The sequence below is a fragment of the Pseudoalteromonas sp. HL-AS1 genome (assembly GCF_031198785.1).
GTDB classification, from domain to species: domain Bacteria; phylum Pseudomonadota; class Gammaproteobacteria; order Enterobacterales; family Alteromonadaceae; genus Pseudoalteromonas; species Pseudoalteromonas distincta.
In genome coordinates this window covers 2,637,428-2,657,158 of the sequence record NZ_CP133569.1, presented here as the reverse complement: position 1 = coordinate 2,657,158, position 19,731 = coordinate 2,637,428, and the positions used below count along the sequence as shown (strand labels likewise).

Here is a 19,731-nt window from a genome sequence, read left to right as displayed (position 1 = left end):
TTATGGCACTTGAGTTTCCTCAAATTGATCCAATTATTTTTTCTGTTGGACCGCTAAGCGTACGTTGGTATGGCTTGATGTATTTAATAGGTTTTGCATTTGCGATGTGGTTTGCAAATCGTCAAGCATCAAAGCCAAATTCGGGTTGGACTAAAGAGCAAGTAAGCGATTTACTGTTTTACGGCATGTTAGGGGTAATACTAGGCGGGCGTATTGGCTACGTATTGTTTTACCAGTTTAGTTACTTTATAGAAAACCCACTGTATTTATTTAGGATAGATCAGGGCGGTATGTCGTTCCATGGTGGAACACTTGGCGTTATAACCGCCGTCGCAATTTTTTCGTGGACGCGTAAAAAATCACTGCTTCAAGTGGGCGATTTTGTTGCTCCACTGGTTCCAGTAGGGCTTTTAGCTGGACGTATTGGTAACTTTATAAATGGTGAATTATGGGGCCGAGTTACCGACGTGCCATGGGCAATGGTATTTCCAACGGGCGGTCCGCTTGCGCGTCACCCATCGCAATTATACGAAGCATTTTTTGAAGGCTTAGTGCTGTTTTTAATCCTGCAATGGTTTATTAAAAAACCGCGCCCAGCAGGCAGTGTAGCCGGAGTGTTTTTATTAGGTTACGGCGTGTTTAGATTCTGTATTGAATATTTCCGCCAACCTGATGCACAACTAGGTTTATTTGCAGACTTTATTTCAATGGGGCAAATACTTTCACTTCCTATGATAGTGGGTGGTTTAGGCTTATTAATTTGGGCATATAAGAAACCACAACACGTTACACCAGCTAAGGCATAATAAGAAAAGCATGAAACAATATTTAGAATTATGTCAGCGTATTGTTGACAAAGGGCAGTGGGTCGAAAACAAACGTACAGGTACGCGTTGTTTAACCGTTATTAATGCTGATTTAGAATACGATGTGGCTAATAATCAGTTTCCGATGATCACTACACGCAAAAGTTATTACAAAGCCGCGATTGCTGAATTGCTAGGCTATTTACGCGGGTACGACAGCGCTGCGCAATTTCGTGAAATTGGCTGTAAAACATGGGATGCCAACGCGAACGATAACAACGCATGGCTTAATAATCCTAACCGTAAAGGTGAGGACGACATGGGGCGTGTTTATGGCGTACAAGGCCGTGGTTGGCAACGACCAGATGGCTCAACACTCGATCAGCTTTCCAAAGTTATTAATAACTTAAAAAATGGCATTGATGACCGTGGTGAAATAATCACGTTTTATAATCCAGGTGAGTTTGAGCTTGGTTGCCTGCGCCCGTGTATGCATACACATACTTTTTCGCTTCTTGGTGATACGCTATATTTAACGTCATACCAGCGAAGCTGTGATGTACCGCTCGGCCTTAATTTCAATCAAATCCAGTGTTTTGTGTTGCTTGCGTTAGTGGCTCAAATTACCGGCCACAAAGCGGGTAAGGCGTATCATAAAATTGCTAATGCACATATTTACGAAAACCAACTTGAGCTGATGCGTGATGTGCAGTTAACGCGTGAGCCATTTGCATCACCTCAGTTAAAAATTAATCCAAAAATTAAATCATTAGAAGACATAGAAACGTGGGTAACACGAGACGACTTTGAAGTAACAGGCTATCAATGCCACGAAGCGATTCAATATCCATTTTCAGTATAATAAAAGATTAAGGAAAACATAAAATGAAAGCAGTCATCCCAGTAGCAGGCCTTGGTACTCGTATGTTACCAGCCACTAAAGCAATTCCTAAAGAAATGCTGCCAGTGGTAGACCGTCCTTTAATTCAATATGTAGTAAACGAAGCCGTTGCTGCAGGCATTAAAGAAATAGTGTTAGTAACGCACTCAAGTAAAAATTCAATCGAAAATCACTTCGATACGAGCTTTGAACTAGAAGCTACTTTAGAAAAGCGTGTAAAGCGGCAACTACTTGCCGAAGTGCAAGCAATCTGCCCTAAAGACGTAACCATTATTCACGTACGCCAAGGTGAAGCAAAAGGCTTAGGCCATGCTATTAGTTGTGCTGCGCCTATTATTGGTAACGAACCGTTTGTAGTTATTCTACCTGATGTAATTATTGATGATGTAGAGAGCGATCTTAAAAAAGATAACTTAGCAGAAATGATCGCTAATTTTGAGCAAAACAAGCATAGCCAAATAATGGTTGAGCCAGTACCACTGGATGAAGTAGATAAGTTTGGTGTGGTTGATTTAGGCGATGTTGACTTAAAACAAGGTGAAAGCTCGCCAATTTTTAACATGGTAGAAAAACCGCCAGTAGACGAAGCGCCATCTAACTTAGCTGTAGTGGGTCGATACGTATTAAGCGAAAACATATGGCCGTTACTTGCAAAAACTCCGCAAGGAGCAGGCAATGAAATTCAATTAACTGACGCAATTGCGATGTTAATGGAACACGAAAAAGTAGATGCATACGCTATAAAAGGCCGTAGCCACGATTGTGGAAGTAAAATTGGTTATTTAAAAGCGACTATTGAATTTGCACTTCGTCGCGATGAATTTGCTGATGAATTAAAGTCATTTATTAAAAAACTGATTTAACAGTTAATGTAAATCATAAAAGGCGCCTATATCGGCGCCTTTTTTATGAGTTTTATCAGGGCCTGTTTATCTTTCGAGGTTAAATTTGCAGCAGGCTGTTTGGTATTTAGGCAAGGCAGAGCCTATGTAGTGTGGTTATTCCCCATAAATAGGCGATAACGTAGCATAGATGCCAAACATGCGCTGCCCGAAGGGTTCTGCCCCGGGGCAATTTACTCTTTGTTACTCGGTTTTTACTTATTCTTACATGGATGTAAGCCATTAGAATAATGCAGGAGCAGTTATCGAGCCCACTAGGTTACAAACCTCGCGCCGCGATTAAATAGCCCCTAGATTGAACAAATTTTAATCCTGAAAGGTCAACAGGCCCTAGAATCAAATAAGAAAAGGAATAGCTCTAAAATAAAATTTTTTAAGTCATTACAGACATATTGTTATTTATGTTGTAAAGTTTGTGTTAATTGGCATTGAATTTGTATTAAATAATGCTCTCAAGGAAGGGATGGAGTATGCAACGTTGTGTTTTACGAAACACTGACAAGCATGCGAAGAGCTAAGTTTTATAGCTCACAGCTTAAATAAAGTTAAACGCTTTCTTGTGAGAATGTTTAACTGAAATGTAGTGTAAAAACACTGCTTTCAGGACAACTAATACATGTTTATATATAAAAAAAATAACATTGGGCTTTTACTTAGCTTGCTAATGCTTTTATTTGGTACAGCATGCAGCGTCTCGCCTGAAATAAAAACCATTGATGAACAACCTCAAAGTAACTCGCCTGACTACGTATCAATTACAGCCCTTGAACTTGCACAGCTAAAAGATGCCGCAATGCAGTGGCAACAAGCTCGTGAAGGCATAGAGCGAATTTTAAGATTAGAAAAAGAAATAACTTACCTCGTAAATCATATCGATATTATAAACAGCAAAGCTATTGCGCAGTCTAATCAAGGGTATAGCAGCAAGTCTGTACGCTCACCACGAAACACACGTAATGTTAAATCACGCCAACAAGTTAAACAAAATTACAGTAATAAAAAACAAACTGTAAAATTAAATAAACCTAAACATGTATTTGCTTTACAGGTAGCTTCGGTTGACTCAGAGCAAGGTGTGGCTAAAGCATGGCAAGAGCTAAATACTAAAGCAGCACCGTTGTTTAGAGACAAAATATTGACTAACGTAGAAACCGCCAAAATAAACGACAAAATGTTTTACAGGCTGAAACTTGGCTCTTACCAAAACTTTAAAAATGCAAAAGCAGACTGTGACGTATTCAAACTGTACAAACTCGATTGCATAGTAAGTAACTACACTGATAAGCCAGTAAAGCTGTAGTTAAAATAGAAACTTGCTTAAAATCTGTTTATCCATAAAATACACCCTTCATAATTAAATGCGTTTAGGGGTATATGACCCCATAAAACAACGTCATTTCAGGGAAGGAAAATGCTTTTAAAACGGAGCTTAGAATGCATGATGCTAATGGGTGTACTTGTTTTATCTGCATGTAACTCATCTCAACAAGTTAAAATGGCTCAAGCAACCCCGCAACCGATTCTTATTGAAAAGTCTGATTTGGAGCTGCTCAAAAGCTCTGCGGCACAATGGGAAAGCTCTCAACCAAAAGTAGAGCAGCTACTCAAGTTAGAAAATAAATTAACGCAGCTTGCTACTAACCTAAAACAACTAAATGAGTCTGATGTTCTAAATACTCGTGTAAATGATGTAGTTAATAACGAAAGTATATTAAAAACCGATTCGGCATTGTTTGCTTTGCAAATTGCCGCTTTTAAAAATAAAAATGCATTGCAAAAGAAGCTCAGCGAATTTCAAAAAAAAATACCACAAAATATCATCTTATCCACTGAGATAAATGTAGAAACCGTAAGTGTTAATAACACAACTTTTTATCGATTGAAGTTAGGTGCTTATAGCAATTCAGCGGATGCGAAAAATGATTGTTTAGCTCTTATAAAGCAACAAGTAGCATGTTTTGTTAGCTATTATGTTCAACAACCTTACAAACAGTGATCTTTAGGCATAATAATTGCTTTAACTCTTATATATTTAAAAGAGGATGGCAACTATGCGCCTGTTATTGCCCTTATTATTTGTAAACCTAGCAGCTTGTAGTTTAACGCCTCAACCCGAGCCGAGTGTCAGTACTAATGCTCCCAAAGCAGCTATGGCAGCCTACACAGTAAGCGAATACGTTAATAACTTAACAGCCCAACTTAATAATCTTCAAGGGCCGCTAAGTAGAAATGCACGTATTGGTGTAAGTAGCTTTTTTCTTGCCGATAAGATCGACTCAAAACTAATGACAGAGCAAGGTTTTGGTTTAAGCCAACAGATCCAAGAAAGTCTTTTAACTCAAATGACCCAACTGGGATATAACACCGTTGAGTATAGATTGGGAAACAACTTAAACTTATCAGAACATGCCGACAGTATACTCAGTCGTGATTTAAATAAATTACGCGCTCGTCAGAATATTGACTTAATTATTACCGGCACAGTGACCCGTCAGCAACACGCTTATATTGTAAATGCACGTTTGATAAATATTAATAATAAACAAGTTTTGTCTGCCGGCAGTACAGAGATCCCAATTAATGTAATGTGGGGCAATGAAAAAATACAGCAACGCGATGGCTACTTATACCGCAGCGAATACTAACCAGGAGCACAAAATGAGAAATCTATTAATTACCCTCTGTTTACCTTTGGGCTTTGGCTGTTCGCATATACTAAATGGTATGAATACAGGTACGGATGAGACCCAGGTTCAAAATAATAACCAAACAACGCAACTCGTTAATAATCAGCGTGATGTTGCAGATCCAGTATCCAATGACCGTTTATTTCAATCGGACTTTGCTCAAAAAAATAGTCATACTAAGCCGACTCCGCCAATGCGAAAGAACATAAACCATTATGTACGCGGGATAATGCAAGACATGGTTGAAAATCTGCAATATGTTAATGGAAAAACACCATTAGCTGTTTCAAGCTTTGTATTTTTAGATGATGATTTTAATGACAGTAGTTTACTGGGTAATCAAATATCAGAAAGCTTTATGCACGAGCTACATAATTTTGGCATACCCGTTATTGACTTTAAAACAACCGACTACATGCGTGTTACACCTGAAGGAGACTTTGTATTTAGTCGAGATTATTTAGAGCTTAACCAAGATCAAAACTTTAAATACGTACTCGCTGGCACATTAGTGAGTAGTCAAGGAGGAGTCCTTGTAAATGCACGTATTATTGGGCTGCAAAGCAAAGCCGTAGTAGGCACTGCGCAAGGTTTTATTCCGCAGTCAGTTGTTGATGCACTTAATAGTAACTACCGCACTGATGGCATAATGCTTAAGCAAGCAAGCAAGTGAGGCTAACTATGTCGTATATACTAATTACTATCGTTGGATTTACTACTTTAATTGGGTTAACAGGCTGCTCAATGACGCATAATAATGAGCATAACGAAAACACAACACGAACAGATTACACAGTAAACGGTGGTAATGATCAGCTTAATATTGCTTATAGTAATCAAGCAATACAATTGCAAGTTGAATACGATCCATCTCAGCAGTTCACACCACTTAAGCACCATAAAACACTTGCTAACTATGTAGAGCAAATGGCACTTGATTTGGTTGATACGCTTGAATTTGAAAGTGATACCGACACCAATATTAATATTGCCGTTACTACCTTGGTCGATCTTGATTCATCGCTTACTAAAAGCAATCAATTGGGTAATCAAATATCTGAGACGTTAATTCATCAGTTACAAAAGTTTGGTTATGGCGTGGTTGATTTTAAAACAACCCAAACAATAGATGTAAATAGCCGTGGTGATTTTGCTTTTTCACGTGATATTGAAAAGCTTAGTGAAGAGCAAATGGCGAGCCATGTATTAGCGGGTACATTAATTTATCGCCATGATGCTGTTGTTGTAAATACACGTGTAATTAACGCGCATACAAAAAAAATCGTCGCAAGTAGTCGAAAACTAATCCCAATTTATGTACTAAATAAAGAAGATATATACTTATCAAGCAATTAAGTTCAGTTGTCGCTTGATATAAAAAACCAGATGCCGTTATAATTCACACCTCTAAGCACACAGCTTATTTGTGGCCTCTTAGTTAAATGGATATAACGGCCCCCTCCTAAGGGGCAGTTGCAAGTTCGATTCTTGCAGGGGCTACCAATTACACGTTTCATACATAAAAATATCGCAGCAATAAATTTAAAATCGTTATATACCCCACTGTAAACAAGCCCTCCACGTTTCAAGTCGTAAAATTTGGTATCGCTACATTTCACATTTTTAGTTACACTGCTAGTTACACCGAATCGATTTATTGATTTTGATGTAACTAAAACCGCTGTAATTCAGTTAAGCGGATGAAAATTAAAGGAAGAATGCGGATCGTGATTTTAGTATCCCATTTTGAGGGTTGGCTACCTGTTCGATAGTGGAGTGAAAACGTGCCTAGATTAACAACCCCTTTGAATGATACGCAGATAAAAAATGCGAAACCAAAAGCAAGTGAATACCTGTTGTCGGATGGTGGCGGGTTAGGTTTGCGTATAAAAAAGAATGGCTCTAAAACGTGGCTGTTTAATTACTACCGTCCGCACATCAAAAAGCGAGCGCAAATAAGTTTTGGTGTTTACCCTGCGGTACCATTAGCAGCGGCTAGAAAAAAACGTGATGAGGCAAGGGCGTTACTTGCTGATGATATTGATCCTAAAGAGTACAGGGAAGAAATTCAAAGCACTAAAGCAACTGAGGCAAAGAATACCTTTGAAGCAGTAGCAACTGAATGGTTAAAGCTAAAAACAGTAAAAGTAAGTGAGCGGCACTCATTTAATATTTTACGAGGATTTGAAATACATGTTTATCCCGCGCTTGGTAAAGTGCCGATAAGTAAATTATCCGCACAGTTAACCATTGAAACGCTGCGCCCTTTAGAGGCAGCGAATAAGCTCGATATGCTAGGCCGCTTGTGCCAGCGTATTAATGAAGTGATGGATTATGCGGTTAATACTGGGCGTATGCCGATCAATCATCTTCACAGTATCGCTAAAGCGTTTGATACTGTTAAGCATACTACTATGCCTACGGTAGCCCCTGAACAGCTGCCAATGCTTTTAGCAACCGTTAACGATGCTCGTTTAAAGCTTATTACTAAATGCTTATTTGAGTGGCAGTTACATACAATGGCTAGGCCGTCAGAGGCAGCGGGGGCAATGTGGAATGAAATTGATTTTGATAATCGAGTGTGGAATATACCTGCTGAGCGTATGAAAAAGCGCAAACCGCAAGCAATCCCTTTAACTCCGCAGGTATTAGCCCTATTAGAGTATTTAAAACCTATTAGCGGTCACCGTGATTTTATATTCCCTTCTGATAACAACCCACGTACCCACCTAAGCCGAGAGACATTAGGCGCAGCGCTCAGGCGTATGGGCTTACAAGGCAAGCAGACAGCCCACGGCTTACGCGCACTAGCTAGTACCACTTTAAACGCACAAGGTTTTGACTCTGATTTAATTGAGGCGGCACTAGCGCACGTAGATAAAAACCAAGTACGCGCAGCTTACAACCGAACCGACTATTTAGAACGCAGACGTAAAATGATGTGCTGGTGGTCTGATCATATTGAAGCGGCTAGTAAGGGTGATTACTCGGTCACTGGCAGCCAGCATTTAAAAGTAGTTTAAGGATCAGCTAATGGATGAATTTATAACTTTTAAGACTGCTTTGGCTTTGATTTCTTCTAATAAAGAAGCAGATATAAATGTAAAAGCGATTAAATTAATCGACCTTTATTTGAATGGTGATATTGATTTATATATCGAGTTAAACGGCAAGCGTGGAAAACGGAGTTTTCCATATAGCCCACTACCGCAAACGTATAACTCGCTAGATGATTTGCTTCGACTTTTAGAAGATGGAAAGGGGGAGGATGCTCTTAAAAGCATCGATCACTTAGCAAAAAAAGGTTGGGATAGTAATTCAAGCGCTGAGTTACAAAGTCTAGCTTTTTCAGCTGTTAAAGATGTTTACTACACTCGGGTAGATGACGGGAAAGAGGTCAGGTATGTACCAAATGAACTTATTGAAAAGTCTTTTTTAAGTAGTGCCGAGGGAGCTTCTAGGCAACAAATAAAGCATTCATATGATTATGAATGTTCATATTTCTCAGAAGATGAGCTTTATAAGTTAGAGGGCACTTTTAAAGTTCCTTTGGACGAAGGAAGTTGCCACTTAGAGCGTTTTAAAAAAGTCCTATTTTATGATGAATGTGATGATGAGTTGAGCGAGAGAGGTATTGATATACCGATGGGAGGGATTAATAGAGTTGCCTCATTAGACGGACAAATATGGACGCTATATAGCCATGAAACGCATAAATCCAACACTCTTAATCTAAAAGGTGCTGAGCCGCATTCAGATATAGTATTTCCTGATATTAATATGTTTTTGTTAAAGCGTGATCAGGTTGTATCTGTTGATAAAGTAAATTCAGGGATTGTTGAACGACCGGGAGCGAAAGAAAGGAATCAGGGAGTTCGAAATCAGATATTAGAGGCTGCTCTTTATGAGTTGGCAAATAATTACAAAGAGTGTCTGAAAAGTGGTGTGGTAATGGCTTCAAAAGTAGTAAAGGCTTTTACTACAAATCATAAAACTCATTGGCCTGAGGGCTGCGGAATTGATAAAGACACAGGTGGAGTAAAAAGCGTCCCTTTAAGTAGCGAAAGAATGGAAAAGCTTGTCCGAGACGCAATTAGAAAGAAAAATTAAAATTTAATTATTTAATATCATAGCGTTAAGTTAGCTAACCGTTAGCTGACAGGAAATTTATTTTCAACCTCTTAATATTCGCCTTGAACGTGAGCGTCTAGCGAACTACACCTATGTTTTAAAATTCCAGGGTAACAAGCTGTCGATATCGGGCTCAGGCTGGCACAGTTCATCAAGGCAAGCACAGATGTAATTAAATGGGATTAGACCATTTATCTTGGCGGTTTCCACAATGCTGTAAAGGGTGGCACTAGCATGGGCACCGTTAGCCGTTTGGCTAAATAACCAATTCTTTCGGCCTATCACAAACGGTTTTACCGCGCGTTCTGCTCTATTATTATCGATGCTAAGTCGGCCATCATCAACATAGCGTATGAGCTTGTGCCATTGATTTGCCAGGTAATTAGCTGCCTCTATCAGTTTGCTGTTCCCCACTAAATTTGGCTGATCCTGCTCAAGCCATATTTTTAGCTTGCTAAGAATAGGCAGGCTAACCTCTTGTCTTGCCGTATATTTGTCATCCACACTTTTATCTTTGATGCGTGACTCAACGCCGTACAGTTTTTGGATAAGGCTCAATACCACATCCGCTTTGCCGGTTTTGTTTTTACCTTGTAGCTTTTTCGCGTCGATAAATTTACGACGAGCATGCGCCCAGCAGCCGATTAAGGTTGCCTCTGTTCTGGCATAGGCTTGATAGCCATCCACGTGCAAGTACCCTTGATATCCATCAAGATAATTGACCACGCAGGCGGCCGCGCGACTATTGTGGAAGTCGTAAAGTACGATATTAGGGATAGGATTATTCGGGTCTGGTGAATCTCGACCCGAGCAATACACCCACATGTAACTGTTTACTTTGTCCGATTTCACCACCTTTAATGGCGTTTCATCGGCAAACAGCGTGGGTTGCCTTAACAGCTCGGCTTTAAGCCGTTCAACTAATGGCGCGAAGAGTGTGGCTGATTTGTCTATCCAGCTGCTCATGGTCTGTCGACTGAGTTCAATACCGTATTGCTTAAACATCGCTTCCTGGCGATACAGCGGTAACCCGTATTGGTATTTACTGGTGATAAGCTGACTGAGCAAACTGCTGGTTGCAATGCCTTTGTTGATGGGCATGGCAGGCATTGAGGCTTGTTTAATCTGTGTCTGAGTTGAGGATTTATCACAGTGACGGCAGGCGTATTTAGGCCTAATATGCTCAATCACTTTGATTTTAGCGGGTATGAACTCAAGCTTTTCTGACTTATCTTCACCCATTTTATGTAGCTCACCGCCACAGCAATCACATGTTTTGTCGATGATGTCGTGAATAACCTGCTCACGAGGTAAGTCTTTTGGCAGTGGCTTACGCACCGGCTTTTTACGGGTATAGCTAATGGATTGTTGCTCTGCCTCAACTTCCTCAACAATTTCTTCCACTTCATTGAATAACTCGCCTTGCCCGGCAAAGCCTTCAGCACTTTTGCCGAATTGTTTTTGTTGGGCCAAGCTCCAGCGCTCTTCCAATGCCGCAATCTGGGCATCCTTCTGCGCTAACAGTTTTTCAAGTTCAGCAATGCGCTGTTTAAGGGCGAGTTCATTTTTCATGACGCCTATTTTAAGGCATCATCAAAGGCTTTGCAGTGCTAACTGAACTCACTTTGATGATCATCAATCGATCGCAAATATTAAAGCATTTTCTTACCTGCGACATCAATTTTACTGTGTCCAATCACATCATAACCCGATAATAACCAGTGTAATTGCTGCTCGCTTAAGGTCATGGTGGGTGACATGAGTTTGGGCCATTTGAACTTATGCTTATCTAATCGCTTATACCACAGTGCAAAACCGGTGTTATCCCAGTAAAGCAGTTTGAGTTTGTCACGGCCTTTATTACAAAACACAAATAGCGCACCACTGAGCACGGGTAGTTCAAGCTCTGCTTCCACCAACGCCGCCAGACCATTAATTGATTTTCGAAAATCAACGGCATCGGCACATAAATAGACGGTGGGTACATCAACGAACATCCTCATACCGTTAGCCCTTTAATAATGGCAACGATATCGGCCGTCGCTAAATCGATAGGAAACGTGAGTTGGCCGGTTAGCGTATCAAACTGCAGCGTATTTTGACGAGTTTGCGCGCAGACTTCAGTAGTTTGTTTTACCTGGACAAAACGTGATGATGTAAGGCACTGCGTGTGCACTGGCAAGGTGGAATTAGGCTGGTCTTTTGCCAGTAAAGCACGTTGTTTATAATAAGTCGTAATAGCGACATTATGGTGTTGGCAGAATTCAATATTAGTACCACTAAACGTACTGCGTTTCAGCAAAAGCTGCTGCCACTGTGCGCTTGTTCTGTAAGTTTTCATCACCTGCTCCGAATTTATCATTGAGCAGGTATTTTTAGATAATCAGAGCATCGATGCTAGGTGTGGTTCGCTAGACGCTTACCCTTGAACTGTTTGTTTATTTCAAATTATCACAAGGTGAAACGTTATGATTGATAGAATTTTAAAGCAACGCGAAGTAGTAAAAATTACTGGCATGAGCCGCCCTACGATTTGGCGTAAGGAAAAAATGGGATTATTTCCTGCTAGACGCGACTTAGGCGCTCGTTCAGTGGGTTGGCTTGAAAGCGAAATTAAGGCTTGGATGGAGAGCCTACCTTGTGTGGAGCATGACGAGGAGGCAGCCTAATGAAAGGGGGCAACGGCAAAAAAGCCGCCACCCAAGCCAATTCAGCAGTTAATGATAATAGCCCAAAAAAGCCGAAGGCGCAGTCAAAGAAAGAGCGAGCATTTATTTATATTCTACAGCACCCCACAGGCGCTACAGAAAACGATATTTTGCGTAGCGTTGGCCTATCCAGTGGCAGGAACTACTTCACGCAGTTAGAGCGCTTGCACGGTTTTGAGTTAACGCGAGTGAATGATGAGAACCCAGACGGTATAGGTACTCATCTTAGATATAGCTTTTCATCACCAGAAATAGCAGCGGCAATTTTGAAAGAGATTAACGCGAGCCGGGCAAGGCGAAAAGCAGGAGTATTAAGCAAGGAGCAAGAGGCGGAGTTGTTGGCGCCTTTTAATCGTTTGTCATAAGTAATTACTAAAGTATTGCCATTACTGGCTATTAAAAAATTAATTAATAAGGAACAGGACGATGACTACAAACAATATGAAATATGATGCTAGCATTTCGGCAGACAATTTTGATTATCTTGATAGGGCGGTAAGTCAGGTACATAGCTTAACAGTGTTTATTACTGCTAATGATAACTACAAGTCTATGACAGAGACCACATTAGCAAACTTACTCTGGACTGTTAGTGAGCGCATAGGGGGAGTATTGACGGATAGCGTTGATATGTATTTTGGTGAAATCCCTAGGGAGCAATTGAAATTTGAGCAGCTTTTAATTCAGGCTAAAACGGTGCTGGACGCTTTGCGTAATAGTGAGGGGTTTGGCGGATTGCTTGGAGATCATCTGAGCAATGTAATTTGGCTGGTGGATGGACTACCAATAAAATCAATTAGTTACGAGGTTGGTGCTTTGAAATTCAAACTTCATCTAGCACATATGTAGCAGTGCTAACTCAGGCATTCATTTTCAAAAAAGATTATTAATACTTCTGTATTTTAAACATCTAATTCAATTTATCACTTCAGTCGAATAAATATTACAGCACTAAGTTAAAGCTAGGTCGTGATATAAAAAACCTTATTCAAGTTTTTGTCGCGCAGGCGGAGTGGCTTATACGTAGGTTGGCTTGAGCGCAGCGAAACCCAACGAAAAAGTATGTTATCAATTAATATCACTATTTTGCATTATCGATTGGCTGTCACTCACTTTAAGTTGAGCATAAAAAAGCGAATAAATAAATTTACTCGCTGATTATTTTTATTTAGCCCTAAGCCCTAAGCCCTAAGTCCTAAGCTTATGCCCCTGGGCCACATTCCATACAATGGTTAATAATGTCTGGGCCAAATTTAAGTTTGGCGTTTAGGTCGCGCAGCGCTGTGCGTAGCCCTTCTTCGATCACTGGGTGGTAATAAGGCATTTCTAACATTTGTGGTACGGTCATTTTGTTTTGTACCGCCCATGCTAGTAGGTGAGCTAAATGCTCGGCTTGTGGGCCGATAAACTCTGCCCCTAAAAATAACCCAGTGCCTTGCTCTGCGTAAACACGCATGTGGCCTTTGTTTTTAAGCATTACGCGGCTGCGGCCTTGGTTTTCAAAGCTTACTTCGCCTACTTCAAAACAACCGCATGGGCCTAATCGGTCAGTAATTTGCTTGTAGCTTTCGCCTACCATTGCTATTTGTGGGTCGCTAAATACAGCTGCAATTTTAGCTCTGCGCAGACCTATACGTACATCTGGGAAGCGCCCTGCATTTTGACCTGCAATAGCACCTTGGTCAGATGCTTCGTGTAGCAGTGGTAGCATGTTACTTGCATCGCCTGCTATAAATATGTTTGATTCACCACATTGCATTGTGTGCGTGTCTGCGTGAGGTACGCCGCGTTCATCAAGCTCAATGCCGGTGTTTTCAAGGCCTAGTTTATCTACGTTAGGTACTCGGCCTGTGGCTGCAAGTACGTAGTCAAACTGTTCGGTGTGTTTTTCACCTTGTTTGTCGGTGTAAGTTAGCTGTGCTTTGTCGCCAACTTGCATCATGTCAGATACGTTTGAGTCGGTATCTACAAAAAATTCTTCAGCAAAAACAGTGTTTGCGTAGTCTTTTACTACTGGATCTGTAAGTGGGCCAATTGCGCCGCCTACACCAAATAGTTTTACATTTACGCCTAGTCGGCTAAGTGCTTGGCCAATTTCAAGACCTATTACACCAGGGCCAAATACAGCGACTGATTCTGGTAGGTCATCCCAATCAAATACGTCGTCGTTTATAATAAGTTTGTCGCCAAAGTTATTAAATACGCCAGGGTACGAAGGGCGTGAACCGGTAGCAATTACAAAGCGTTTTGCTGTAATAATTGTGTGGTCGTCTATTTGTATGCGGTTTGTGTCTAAAAATTTAGCGTAACCACGAATTTTATCACCATCTGGTAATTCATCTACAGCTTCTACTACAAATCCGGCAAAGCGGTCGCGTTCGCTTTTAACGCGTGCCATCACTTCTTTACCATTAATACGTGGTGCAGAGCTGTGTACACCAAATGCAGGTGCCATTGTGATTGAGTGCGCAGCTTCAGCAGCTGCAATTAATAATTTACTCGGCATGCAGCCAACTCGTGCGCAGGTAGTGCCGTAAGGGCCTGATTCGATCATAAGTACGTTATTTGTAAATTGTTTAGCATTACGATAAGCACTTAAACCCGCAGTACCCGCACCAATAACAACAACGTCGGTTTGCAATTCTTTCATTATTTTTTCCTTATAAAATAGGGGCAACCAGTGCCCCTATTTATATTTACTAATTGAGCAAAATTATTAATTAAGCAAAGTATTTTTCTAAATCGTCTGAGCCACCAATGTGCTTACCGCCAATAAATACTTGTGGAACGGTTTCACGGCCAGATACTGCTTTAAGGCTTGTTAGTGATGCGCCTGAGCCCATAACAATTTCTTCAAATGCAAAGCCTTTTTCTGTAAGAAGCGCTTTAGCTTTTGAACAGAACGGACAACCAGGTTTAGTAAATACAGTTATTGGCTCTGGTTTAGCTTGCTTAGGGTTGATGTAATCAAGCATTGTGTCTGCGTCAGATACTTCAAACGGGTCACCTGGTAAATCTGGTTCGATGAACATTTTGTCAATCACGCCATCTTTTACAAGCATAGAGTATCTCCAGCTGCGCTTACCAAAACCTAGGTCGTTTTTGTCTACTAACATGCCCATGCCGTCAGTAAATTCGCCGTTACCGTCTGGTAGTAAAGTAATGTTTTGCGCTTCTTGATGCTCAGCCCATGCGTTCATTACAAAGGTATCGTTTACTGATAAACATACAATTTCGTCAACGCCGTTTTGCTTAAGTACGCCTGCTAGTTCGTTATAACGTGGTAAGTGAGTTGATGAACATGTTGGTGTGAATGCACCTGGTAGTGAAAACACTACAACGGTTTTACCTTTAAAAATGTCATCTGTTGTTACTGATTTCCAATCGTTATTTTGACGAGTTGCAAATGTAACACTTGGGATTGTTTGACCTTCGATATTGTTTAACATAGTTTTTGTTCCTCTTGATTTGTTGATAGCCATTATGGTGAATAATTAAATATAGTTCCAATCGTTTGTTTGTATTAAACTGATAGTTATAAACTATCACGTAGAGCTGAATATGAACTTAAAAGATTTTGAATATGTAAAAGCAATAGCGCAATATAAGCATTTTCGCAAAGCTGCCGATGCATGTTTTGTTAGCCAGCCTACATTAAGTGGTCAAGTAAAAAAACTCGAAAATGAGCTTGGCGTTACTTTGTTTGATCGCTCAACCAAGCAAGTCACCTTAACAGCAAAAGGTGAACGTTTGTTGACGCAAATAGAAATTATTTTAGAACAAACGCAAATACTCAAAGAACTTGCTGCTACTTCTAACGAGCCTCTACAAGGTAAATTAACTATTGGTATTATCCCTACCATTGCGCCTTACTTGTTGCCTGCGTTATTAACATCAATGAAAGCGGCATTTATTGATAGCCAGTTTTCGTTTATTGAGATGCAAACAGCAACAATTTTAGAAGCTTTAAACAAGGGTGAACTCGACTTTGCTATTCTAGCTGATGTGCCAGAGCTTATTAATTACCATACGGTTGCTTTATACAAAGAAGATTTTTTAGTGGCGGTATCACACGATAACGCGCTTTCTAAGCATAAAAAAGTCGCGCTGAGCGATCTTCAAGGATGCAGCCTATTAATGTTAAGTGATGGTCATTGCTTTAAAGATCAAGCCCAAAAGTTTTGTTTTTCCGCAGGGGTAGATGTATCTAACCAGTATAAAGGTAATAGTTTAGAAACATTATTAGCGTTAGTGGCTATGGATGACGGTATTACATTTGTACCAAAGTTAGCATGTACCGACCGTGTAGGGATTGATTACTTGCCTATATTCCCTAATCAGCAGCGTAACGTGGTGTTTGCATGCAGAAAGCATTATCCACATTTATCGGGTGTAGAACAATTGGGCGAGTGGTTATCGGCTCACCCTAATTTAAAAGCTAAATTGAGTAAAAAACTCTAAAGATCTTGGCTGATTATTTCTACTACATCGTTAATTTGCACGCCAGGTAGTGGTTTGTCATCAATACTGACTGCTACTGCGGTTTGCTGATAAAGCTGCTCTACGCGAATTTTATTAAGCGTGGTGATGGTGTGCGGCATAACATTACCTGCCGCGTCGGTTAAATAGTTATGGTGCGCAATGCTTAGCATTTGGCCTTTTTTTAACCCATGAGCCTTACCCAAGTTAATAACGATTTTGCTATTTTCCATATGCATTATTTTACCTTGTGTAGGTAGGCATGCCATGGCTGCTTGAATATCATAACTCACTGATTGGTTGATATCGGTTATGCTTTGCCCATAAGGTGATTGCCAAAACCTATCACTATTAACATCCACTATGGTTGTTTTTTCAAATGGCCAAATTGCTTGAGTATGGTAACTATTTTGCCAAAGCTGCTCATAGGTAGTGCCATCAAATAGTGCAAACTCAATGTTGTAACTGCGCTCATACGCCTCGTCCTGCCAAAATGCATAATCGTTATTGAGTTTGTCGCTAGTCGAAAGGCTGGTTATTTGGCTAAGCAGAACATATTGAGCGTTACTGCGCGAAGATATTTCTTCTAATTGAGCGTTTGAATAGTCGTGCTGCTGCGAAAAGTATTTATCAACGCTTATTGCATTATTATAGTAAGCAATAGGCACTGCGCTCATTTTTGATTTTTGTAGAGAGGTAAAAATATTTTTGCTAATCGCTTTGCTTACGTCAAATATTTGACCCATTTTGGCATGTTCACGATGAACAAGTTGGCTTTGTGTAACGGCCACAAACTTATTAAAACTATTTTGTGGGCATTGCTCTGTTTGAGAAAAAATATCGAGTCGTAATGTAACAGCAAATTTATTGTCGTATTTATTTTCGCTGATCAGTTCAATTTTTTGAATTTCGCCGTGGCTGCTAATTTTTAGCTGATCTTGCATTAACACGCCATCTACCAAGGTTTGCACCGAGCTAACCCGTGCCCCAGAGAACACTAACGCTTGTGTAATCGCATCTTTTATAGCGGCAGATTTAGCTGCGCTCGTATCACCATTTTGAACGTTCGCATGGCCTGTTGATTCATACCACTGCGCTTTAGTAAAAGGGGAGAAAGTTAATAATGCCGTTACACTTAACCCTGCAAATGCCAATGATAAAAACGACTTCATACTTTTACTCCAATTAAACGTTAGCTATTAACTAGGTAGAGCAAGGACTGTACCAATGTTATTTGGTAATACTATAAATGGCATTAAACGTGCATATGTACTGCTAATTACTATACAAGGGCTAGATGCTATGCGAGCGATTTCATTACTTATTACACTTGGGTGTTTAACCTTAGGTGGTTGTAGCAGCGTTTTTGATAAGCATGTTGAATATAAATATGTAGAGCCAAATAATTACCCAGTTTTAAAAGCGATAGGGTATGCACCTATTAGCTTACAAAAAGGCGCTAACGCGTCGCAAAAGCAACTTATGGCAATTAAAGCTTCTAAGCTTGAGGCTTACCGCGAGCTTACTGAACAAGTATATGGGCAAAAAATTACCGCAGGAACAACGGTGGAAGGTTCAATTGCTCAAGACGATTACTTAGAAAGTAAAGTGCAGGGGCTCATTAAAGGTGCGCAAATTATAAAAACGTATGCTGTTGATGATACCTATGTAACCGAGCTTGAGCTCAACATGAAGCGTGTGCACGATTTATACATAGGTGAAGTAAAACCACGCGAAGTTAAAAAAGTAACGTACTACTAAAAAAGTTATTCAAAATATCTCATCCTCTTATATTGAGTGCTATGCTGTTGTTAGGATTAATTTTTAAGCAGATTGCGTAGTGCTCAACAGATGTATTTTATTGCCACTTATTTTAGATCGTTCAATAACAAAGGTTTTATCTGCTTTCAAGCAACAACATATTAAGCACTGAAACGATAGATTTAGGTAACTTGAGTGGTCTATCAACACCTGAGCAAACGGTGCAAATGAGTTCGGCGGAGCCGCTTAATATTGATGATGTAATCATTAACGAAGATGCAGAGCAGCTTATAGCGCTAAATACACTGGTTGAAGACGAAGGCTCTGCAATTGCTTATACCCCAGCCCAAAGCGGGGAAGCATTGATACAGCAGCACCTGCAGTTGATGTACAAAATCAATCGGAGGAAATGATTAAACACTTAATTGAAAGTAGTAATAATCAAACGGATATTTAATACCAATAAAGCCCCCCTAATTATTTATTAAGGGGGGGCTTACATAATTAAGTGAATTGGTATTATTTATAACTAAATTTAAGAATAAAGGACATTAAAAAAGCCTTATTGATAAGTCAATAAGGCTTTTTTAATGTAAAATTTGGGGCTTAAGCTTTTAAGTTACGAACCAGTTTACTCTCGGTATTTACAGATTTACCGGCTTGATCGTAGGTCATTGACGTTGGTGCGCCAATTAATATCTCTTTTAATTGTTTAACACTTAGTTGCGCTTGGCGGGCAGCATGAGCATTAACGTTATTTTGTTTTTGGCATTGTGCCAGTTGGGTTTTAACTTGGCTTATTAGCTCAGATATTTCAGAATTTTGTGAGTCGTTACTAGCAATTAGCTTACTTAGCTCTTTATCAAGGGTGCTTAACTTAGTTAAAAAAGACATTTTTTGTTGGGCAATTTCTTTTAAACCAGCACCACGTCGTGAGGCAATAGCAGTAAGCTCGTCGTTTAATAGCGTATGCAAAGAGTCTAAACAACTTACTTGTTGGTTTAGTTTTACGCTAATTAAACTATTATGATCAGCCATATACGTTAAACTCAAAATCAGCTAAATTTTTGGCAAGCTTTTCACTATCCACTTGGTATTTACCTTCAGTTATTGCTTTTTTAAGCTCAGCAACTTTATCGCTGTCAAAGCCAGGTGATTGCTGTGCTTTATCTTGAAGCGTTTTTAATTGCTGCGCTTGCGGCGTTAAACTTACAGAATCACTTGCAGCCTTAGGCGAAGGAGCTTGAGCAGCTTGTGTATTTGCATTATCTTTTTTTAAATCAACTTGTTGTTGCTTTGCATTTGTAAGTGCATTAGCTTGTTGATTACTGCCATTAACTTGACTAACCATAATAA

At 40.0% G+C, this 19,731-nt stretch carries 24 protein-coding genes and 1 tRNA gene; 17 read left to right on the top strand and 8 right to left on the bottom strand.

From position 1 onward, the window contains the following. The first annotated feature begins 2 nt into the window (after positions 1 to 2). From lgt to RB214_RS12325, 11 genes are all read left to right on the top strand, one after another. Positions 3 to 806: a prolipoprotein diacylglyceryl transferase gene (gene lgt, locus RB214_RS12375; RefSeq protein WP_039484768.1), complete on the top strand. Its 804-nt coding sequence runs from the start codon at positions 3 to 5 to the stop codon at positions 804 to 806. A gap of 10 nt (positions 807 to 816) precedes the next feature. Next, positions 817 to 1,668 carry a thymidylate synthase gene (locus tag RB214_RS12370; protein ID WP_309167215.1) on the top strand — a complete coding sequence of 284 codons (852 nt, stop codon included), beginning with the start codon at positions 817 to 819 and terminating at the stop codon, positions 1,666 to 1,668. Between the two features lie 23 nt (positions 1,669 to 1,691). Next, the gene (gene galU / locus RB214_RS12365; RefSeq protein WP_024604695.1) at positions 1,692 to 2,570 is read left to right on the top strand and encodes a UTP--glucose-1-phosphate uridylyltransferase GalU; all 879 of its coding nucleotides are present in this window, start codon (positions 1,692 to 1,694) and stop codon (positions 2,568 to 2,570) included. Between the two features lie 655 nt (positions 2,571 to 3,225). After that, positions 3,226 to 3,909, top strand: coding sequence for an SPOR domain-containing protein (locus RB214_RS12360; protein ID WP_024592961.1), 684 nt, complete (start codon positions 3,226 to 3,228; stop codon positions 3,907 to 3,909). A gap of 111 nt (positions 3,910 to 4,020) precedes the next feature. Further along, complete coding sequence (locus RB214_RS12355; protein WP_029752277.1) at positions 4,021 to 4,605, top strand: SPOR domain-containing protein; 585 nt, start codon at positions 4,021 to 4,023, stop codon at positions 4,603 to 4,605. A gap of 55 nt (positions 4,606 to 4,660) precedes the next feature. Continuing rightward, positions 4,661 to 5,254, top strand: a complete 594-nt coding sequence (locus tag RB214_RS12350) for a FlgO family outer membrane protein (RefSeq protein ID WP_024606239.1) — start codon at positions 4,661 to 4,663, stop codon at positions 5,252 to 5,254. A 13-nt stretch (positions 5,255 to 5,267) separates the two neighbouring features. Further along, complete coding sequence (locus RB214_RS12345) at positions 5,268 to 5,969, top strand: FlgO family outer membrane protein (RefSeq protein ID WP_010553226.1); 702 nt, start codon at positions 5,268 to 5,270, stop codon at positions 5,967 to 5,969. Between the two features lie 8 nt (positions 5,970 to 5,977). After that, positions 5,978 to 6,652 carry a FlgO family outer membrane protein gene (locus tag RB214_RS12340; RefSeq protein ID WP_024606238.1) on the top strand — a complete coding sequence of 225 codons (675 nt, stop codon included), beginning with the start codon at positions 5,978 to 5,980 and terminating at the stop codon, positions 6,650 to 6,652. 72 nt (positions 6,653 to 6,724) lie between these two features. Further along, positions 6,725 to 6,799 (top strand) — tRNA-Arg (locus RB214_RS12335). Between the two features lie 281 nt (positions 6,800 to 7,080). Further along, complete coding sequence (locus tag RB214_RS12330; RefSeq protein WP_309167211.1) at positions 7,081 to 8,319, top strand: integrase domain-containing protein; 1,239 nt, start codon at positions 7,081 to 7,083, stop codon at positions 8,317 to 8,319. Between the two features lie 10 nt (positions 8,320 to 8,329). Further along, on the top strand, positions 8,330 to 9,406 hold the full coding sequence (locus RB214_RS12325) for a hypothetical protein (protein ID WP_309167208.1): 1,077 nt from the start codon (positions 8,330 to 8,332) through the stop codon (positions 9,404 to 9,406). 111 nt (positions 9,407 to 9,517) lie between these two features. Here RB214_RS12325 and RB214_RS12320 read toward each other — a convergent pair whose 3' ends face one another. From RB214_RS12320 to RB214_RS12310, 3 genes are all read right to left on the bottom strand, one after another. Further along, on the bottom strand, positions 9,518 to 10,999 hold the full coding sequence (locus tag RB214_RS12320) for an IS66 family transposase (protein ID WP_002963282.1): 1,482 nt from the start codon (positions 10,997 to 10,999) through the stop codon (positions 9,518 to 9,520). An 80-nt stretch (positions 11,000 to 11,079) separates the two neighbouring features. Next, positions 11,080 to 11,430 (bottom strand): IS66 family insertion sequence element accessory protein TnpB, encoded by a 351-nt coding sequence (gene tnpB, locus RB214_RS12315; RefSeq protein WP_024604009.1) that lies wholly within the window; start codon positions 11,428 to 11,430, stop codon positions 11,080 to 11,082. Then, positions 11,427 to 11,768, bottom strand: a complete 342-nt coding sequence (locus RB214_RS12310) for a hypothetical protein (RefSeq protein ID WP_008467385.1) — start codon at positions 11,766 to 11,768, stop codon at positions 11,427 to 11,429. Before RB214_RS12310 ends, tnpB begins: the two co-directional genes overlap by 4 nt. Before the next feature lie 127 nt (positions 11,769 to 11,895). On the opposite strand from RB214_RS12310, the gene RB214_RS12305 reads away from it, so the two are divergent. The 3 genes from RB214_RS12305 (at position 11,896) to RB214_RS12295 (ending at position 12,984) form a co-directional block, all read left to right on the top strand. Then, entirely contained in the window at positions 11,896 to 12,096 is a 201-nt protein-coding gene (locus RB214_RS12305; RefSeq protein WP_138611398.1) for an AlpA family transcriptional regulator, read from the top strand. After that, a complete protein-coding gene (locus RB214_RS12300; RefSeq protein ID WP_309167206.1) occupies positions 12,096 to 12,500 on the top strand; it encodes a hypothetical protein in 405 nt (134 codons plus the stop codon). Before RB214_RS12305 ends, RB214_RS12300 begins: the two co-directional genes overlap by 1 nt. A gap of 61 nt (positions 12,501 to 12,561) precedes the next feature. Next, positions 12,562 to 12,984 (top strand): hypothetical protein, encoded by a 423-nt coding sequence (locus RB214_RS12295; protein ID WP_309167204.1) that lies wholly within the window; start codon positions 12,562 to 12,564, stop codon positions 12,982 to 12,984. A 352-nt stretch (positions 12,985 to 13,336) separates the two neighbouring features. On the opposite strand, the gene RB214_RS12290 is transcribed toward RB214_RS12295, so the two are convergent. Further along, positions 13,337 to 14,785 (bottom strand): dihydrolipoyl dehydrogenase, encoded by a 1,449-nt coding sequence (locus tag RB214_RS12290; protein WP_309167203.1) that lies wholly within the window; start codon positions 14,783 to 14,785, stop codon positions 13,337 to 13,339. A gap of 70 nt (positions 14,786 to 14,855) precedes the next feature. Continuing rightward, complete coding sequence (locus tag RB214_RS12285; protein WP_165742732.1) at positions 14,856 to 15,584, bottom strand: glutathione peroxidase; 729 nt, start codon at positions 15,582 to 15,584, stop codon at positions 14,856 to 14,858. A gap of 112 nt (positions 15,585 to 15,696) precedes the next feature. Here RB214_RS12285 and RB214_RS12280 point away from each other — a divergent pair, with 112 nt between their 5' ends. Further along, the gene (locus RB214_RS12280; protein WP_010553232.1) at positions 15,697 to 16,596 is read left to right on the top strand and encodes a LysR substrate-binding domain-containing protein; all 900 of its coding nucleotides are present in this window, start codon (positions 15,697 to 15,699) and stop codon (positions 16,594 to 16,596) included. Here RB214_RS12280 and RB214_RS12275 read toward each other — a convergent pair. After that, positions 16,593 to 17,786 (bottom strand): flagellar assembly protein FlgT, encoded by a 1,194-nt coding sequence (locus RB214_RS12275; protein WP_101217123.1) that lies wholly within the window; start codon positions 17,784 to 17,786, stop codon positions 16,593 to 16,595. The two genes, RB214_RS12280 and RB214_RS12275, sit on opposite strands and share 4 nt — an antisense overlap. A gap of 130 nt (positions 17,787 to 17,916) precedes the next feature. Between RB214_RS12275 and RB214_RS12270 the strand changes: the two genes are divergently transcribed. Both RB214_RS12270 and RB214_RS12265 read left to right on the top strand, forming a co-directional pair. After that, positions 17,917 to 18,375 carry an LPP20 family lipoprotein gene (locus tag RB214_RS12270; protein WP_008168853.1) on the top strand — a complete coding sequence of 153 codons (459 nt, stop codon included), beginning with the start codon at positions 17,917 to 17,919 and terminating at the stop codon, positions 18,373 to 18,375. A 191-nt stretch (positions 18,376 to 18,566) separates the two neighbouring features. Beyond that, a complete protein-coding gene (locus tag RB214_RS12265; RefSeq protein ID WP_165723555.1) occupies positions 18,567 to 18,788 on the top strand; it encodes a hypothetical protein in 222 nt (73 codons plus the stop codon). A 193-nt stretch (positions 18,789 to 18,981) separates the two neighbouring features. On the opposite strand, the gene flgN is transcribed toward RB214_RS12265, so the two are convergent. Together flgN and flgM are read right to left on the bottom strand one after the other, a co-directional pair. Further along, a complete protein-coding gene (gene flgN, locus RB214_RS12260; RefSeq protein WP_010553241.1) occupies positions 18,982 to 19,413 on the bottom strand; it encodes a flagellar protein FlgN in 432 nt (143 codons plus the stop codon). Continuing rightward, on the bottom strand, positions 19,406 to 19,726 hold the full coding sequence (flgM, locus tag RB214_RS12255) for a flagellar biosynthesis anti-sigma factor FlgM (protein ID WP_024606233.1): 321 nt from the start codon (positions 19,724 to 19,726) through the stop codon (positions 19,406 to 19,408). The genes flgN and flgM overlap by 8 nt, the downstream gene beginning before the upstream one ends. Between the last annotated feature and the right edge of the window lie 5 nt (positions 19,727 to 19,731).

Bases quoted from the DNA above. Each gene is read 5' to 3' on its own strand.
- lgt (WP_039484768.1), top strand. From the start codon at position 3: ATGGCACTTGAGTTTCCTCAAATTGATCCAATTATTTTTTCTGTTGGA.
- RB214_RS12370 (WP_309167215.1), top strand. From the start codon at position 817: ATGAAACAATATTTAGAATTATGTCAGCGTATTGTTGACAAAGGGCAG.
- galU (WP_024604695.1), top strand. From the start codon at position 1,692: ATGAAAGCAGTCATCCCAGTAGCAGGCCTTGGTACTCGTATGTTACCA.
- RB214_RS12360 (WP_024592961.1), top strand. From the start codon at position 3,226: ATGTTTATATATAAAAAAAATAACATTGGGCTTTTACTTAGCTTGCTA.
- RB214_RS12355 (WP_029752277.1), top strand. From the start codon at position 4,021: ATGCTTTTAAAACGGAGCTTAGAATGCATGATGCTAATGGGTGTACTT.
- RB214_RS12350 (WP_024606239.1), top strand. From the start codon at position 4,661: ATGCGCCTGTTATTGCCCTTATTATTTGTAAACCTAGCAGCTTGTAGT.
- RB214_RS12345 (WP_010553226.1), top strand. From the start codon at position 5,268: ATGAGAAATCTATTAATTACCCTCTGTTTACCTTTGGGCTTTGGCTGT.
- RB214_RS12340 (WP_024606238.1), top strand. From the start codon at position 5,978: ATGTCGTATATACTAATTACTATCGTTGGATTTACTACTTTAATTGGG.
- RB214_RS12325 (WP_309167208.1), top strand. From the start codon at position 8,330: ATGGATGAATTTATAACTTTTAAGACTGCTTTGGCTTTGATTTCTTCT.
- RB214_RS12320 (WP_002963282.1), bottom strand. From the start codon at position 10,999: ATGAAAAATGAACTCGCCCTTAAACAGCGCATTGCTGAACTTGAAAAA.
- tnpB (WP_024604009.1), bottom strand. From the start codon at position 11,430: ATGAGGATGTTCGTTGATGTACCCACCGTCTATTTATGTGCCGATGCC.
- RB214_RS12310 (WP_008467385.1), bottom strand. From the start codon at position 11,768: ATGAAAACTTACAGAACAAGCGCACAGTGGCAGCAGCTTTTGCTGAAA.
- RB214_RS12305 (WP_138611398.1), top strand. From the start codon at position 11,896: ATGATTGATAGAATTTTAAAGCAACGCGAAGTAGTAAAAATTACTGGC.
- RB214_RS12300 (WP_309167206.1), top strand. From the start codon at position 12,096: ATGAAAGGGGGCAACGGCAAAAAAGCCGCCACCCAAGCCAATTCAGCA.
- RB214_RS12295 (WP_309167204.1), top strand. From the start codon at position 12,562: ATGACTACAAACAATATGAAATATGATGCTAGCATTTCGGCAGACAAT.
- RB214_RS12290 (WP_309167203.1), bottom strand. From the start codon at position 14,785: ATGAAAGAATTGCAAACCGACGTTGTTGTTATTGGTGCGGGTACTGCG.
- RB214_RS12285 (WP_165742732.1), bottom strand. From the start codon at position 15,584: ATGTTAAACAATATCGAAGGTCAAACAATCCCAAGTGTTACATTTGCA.
- RB214_RS12280 (WP_010553232.1), top strand. From the start codon at position 15,697: ATGAACTTAAAAGATTTTGAATATGTAAAAGCAATAGCGCAATATAAG.
- RB214_RS12275 (WP_101217123.1), bottom strand. From the start codon at position 17,786: ATGAAGTCGTTTTTATCATTGGCATTTGCAGGGTTAAGTGTAACGGCA.
- RB214_RS12270 (WP_008168853.1), top strand. From the start codon at position 17,917: ATGCGAGCGATTTCATTACTTATTACACTTGGGTGTTTAACCTTAGGT.
- flgN (WP_010553241.1), bottom strand. From the start codon at position 19,413: ATGGCTGATCATAATAGTTTAATTAGCGTAAAACTAAACCAACAAGTA.
- flgM (WP_024606233.1), bottom strand. From the start codon at position 19,726: ATGGTTAGTCAAGTTAATGGCAGTAATCAACAAGCTAATGCACTTACA.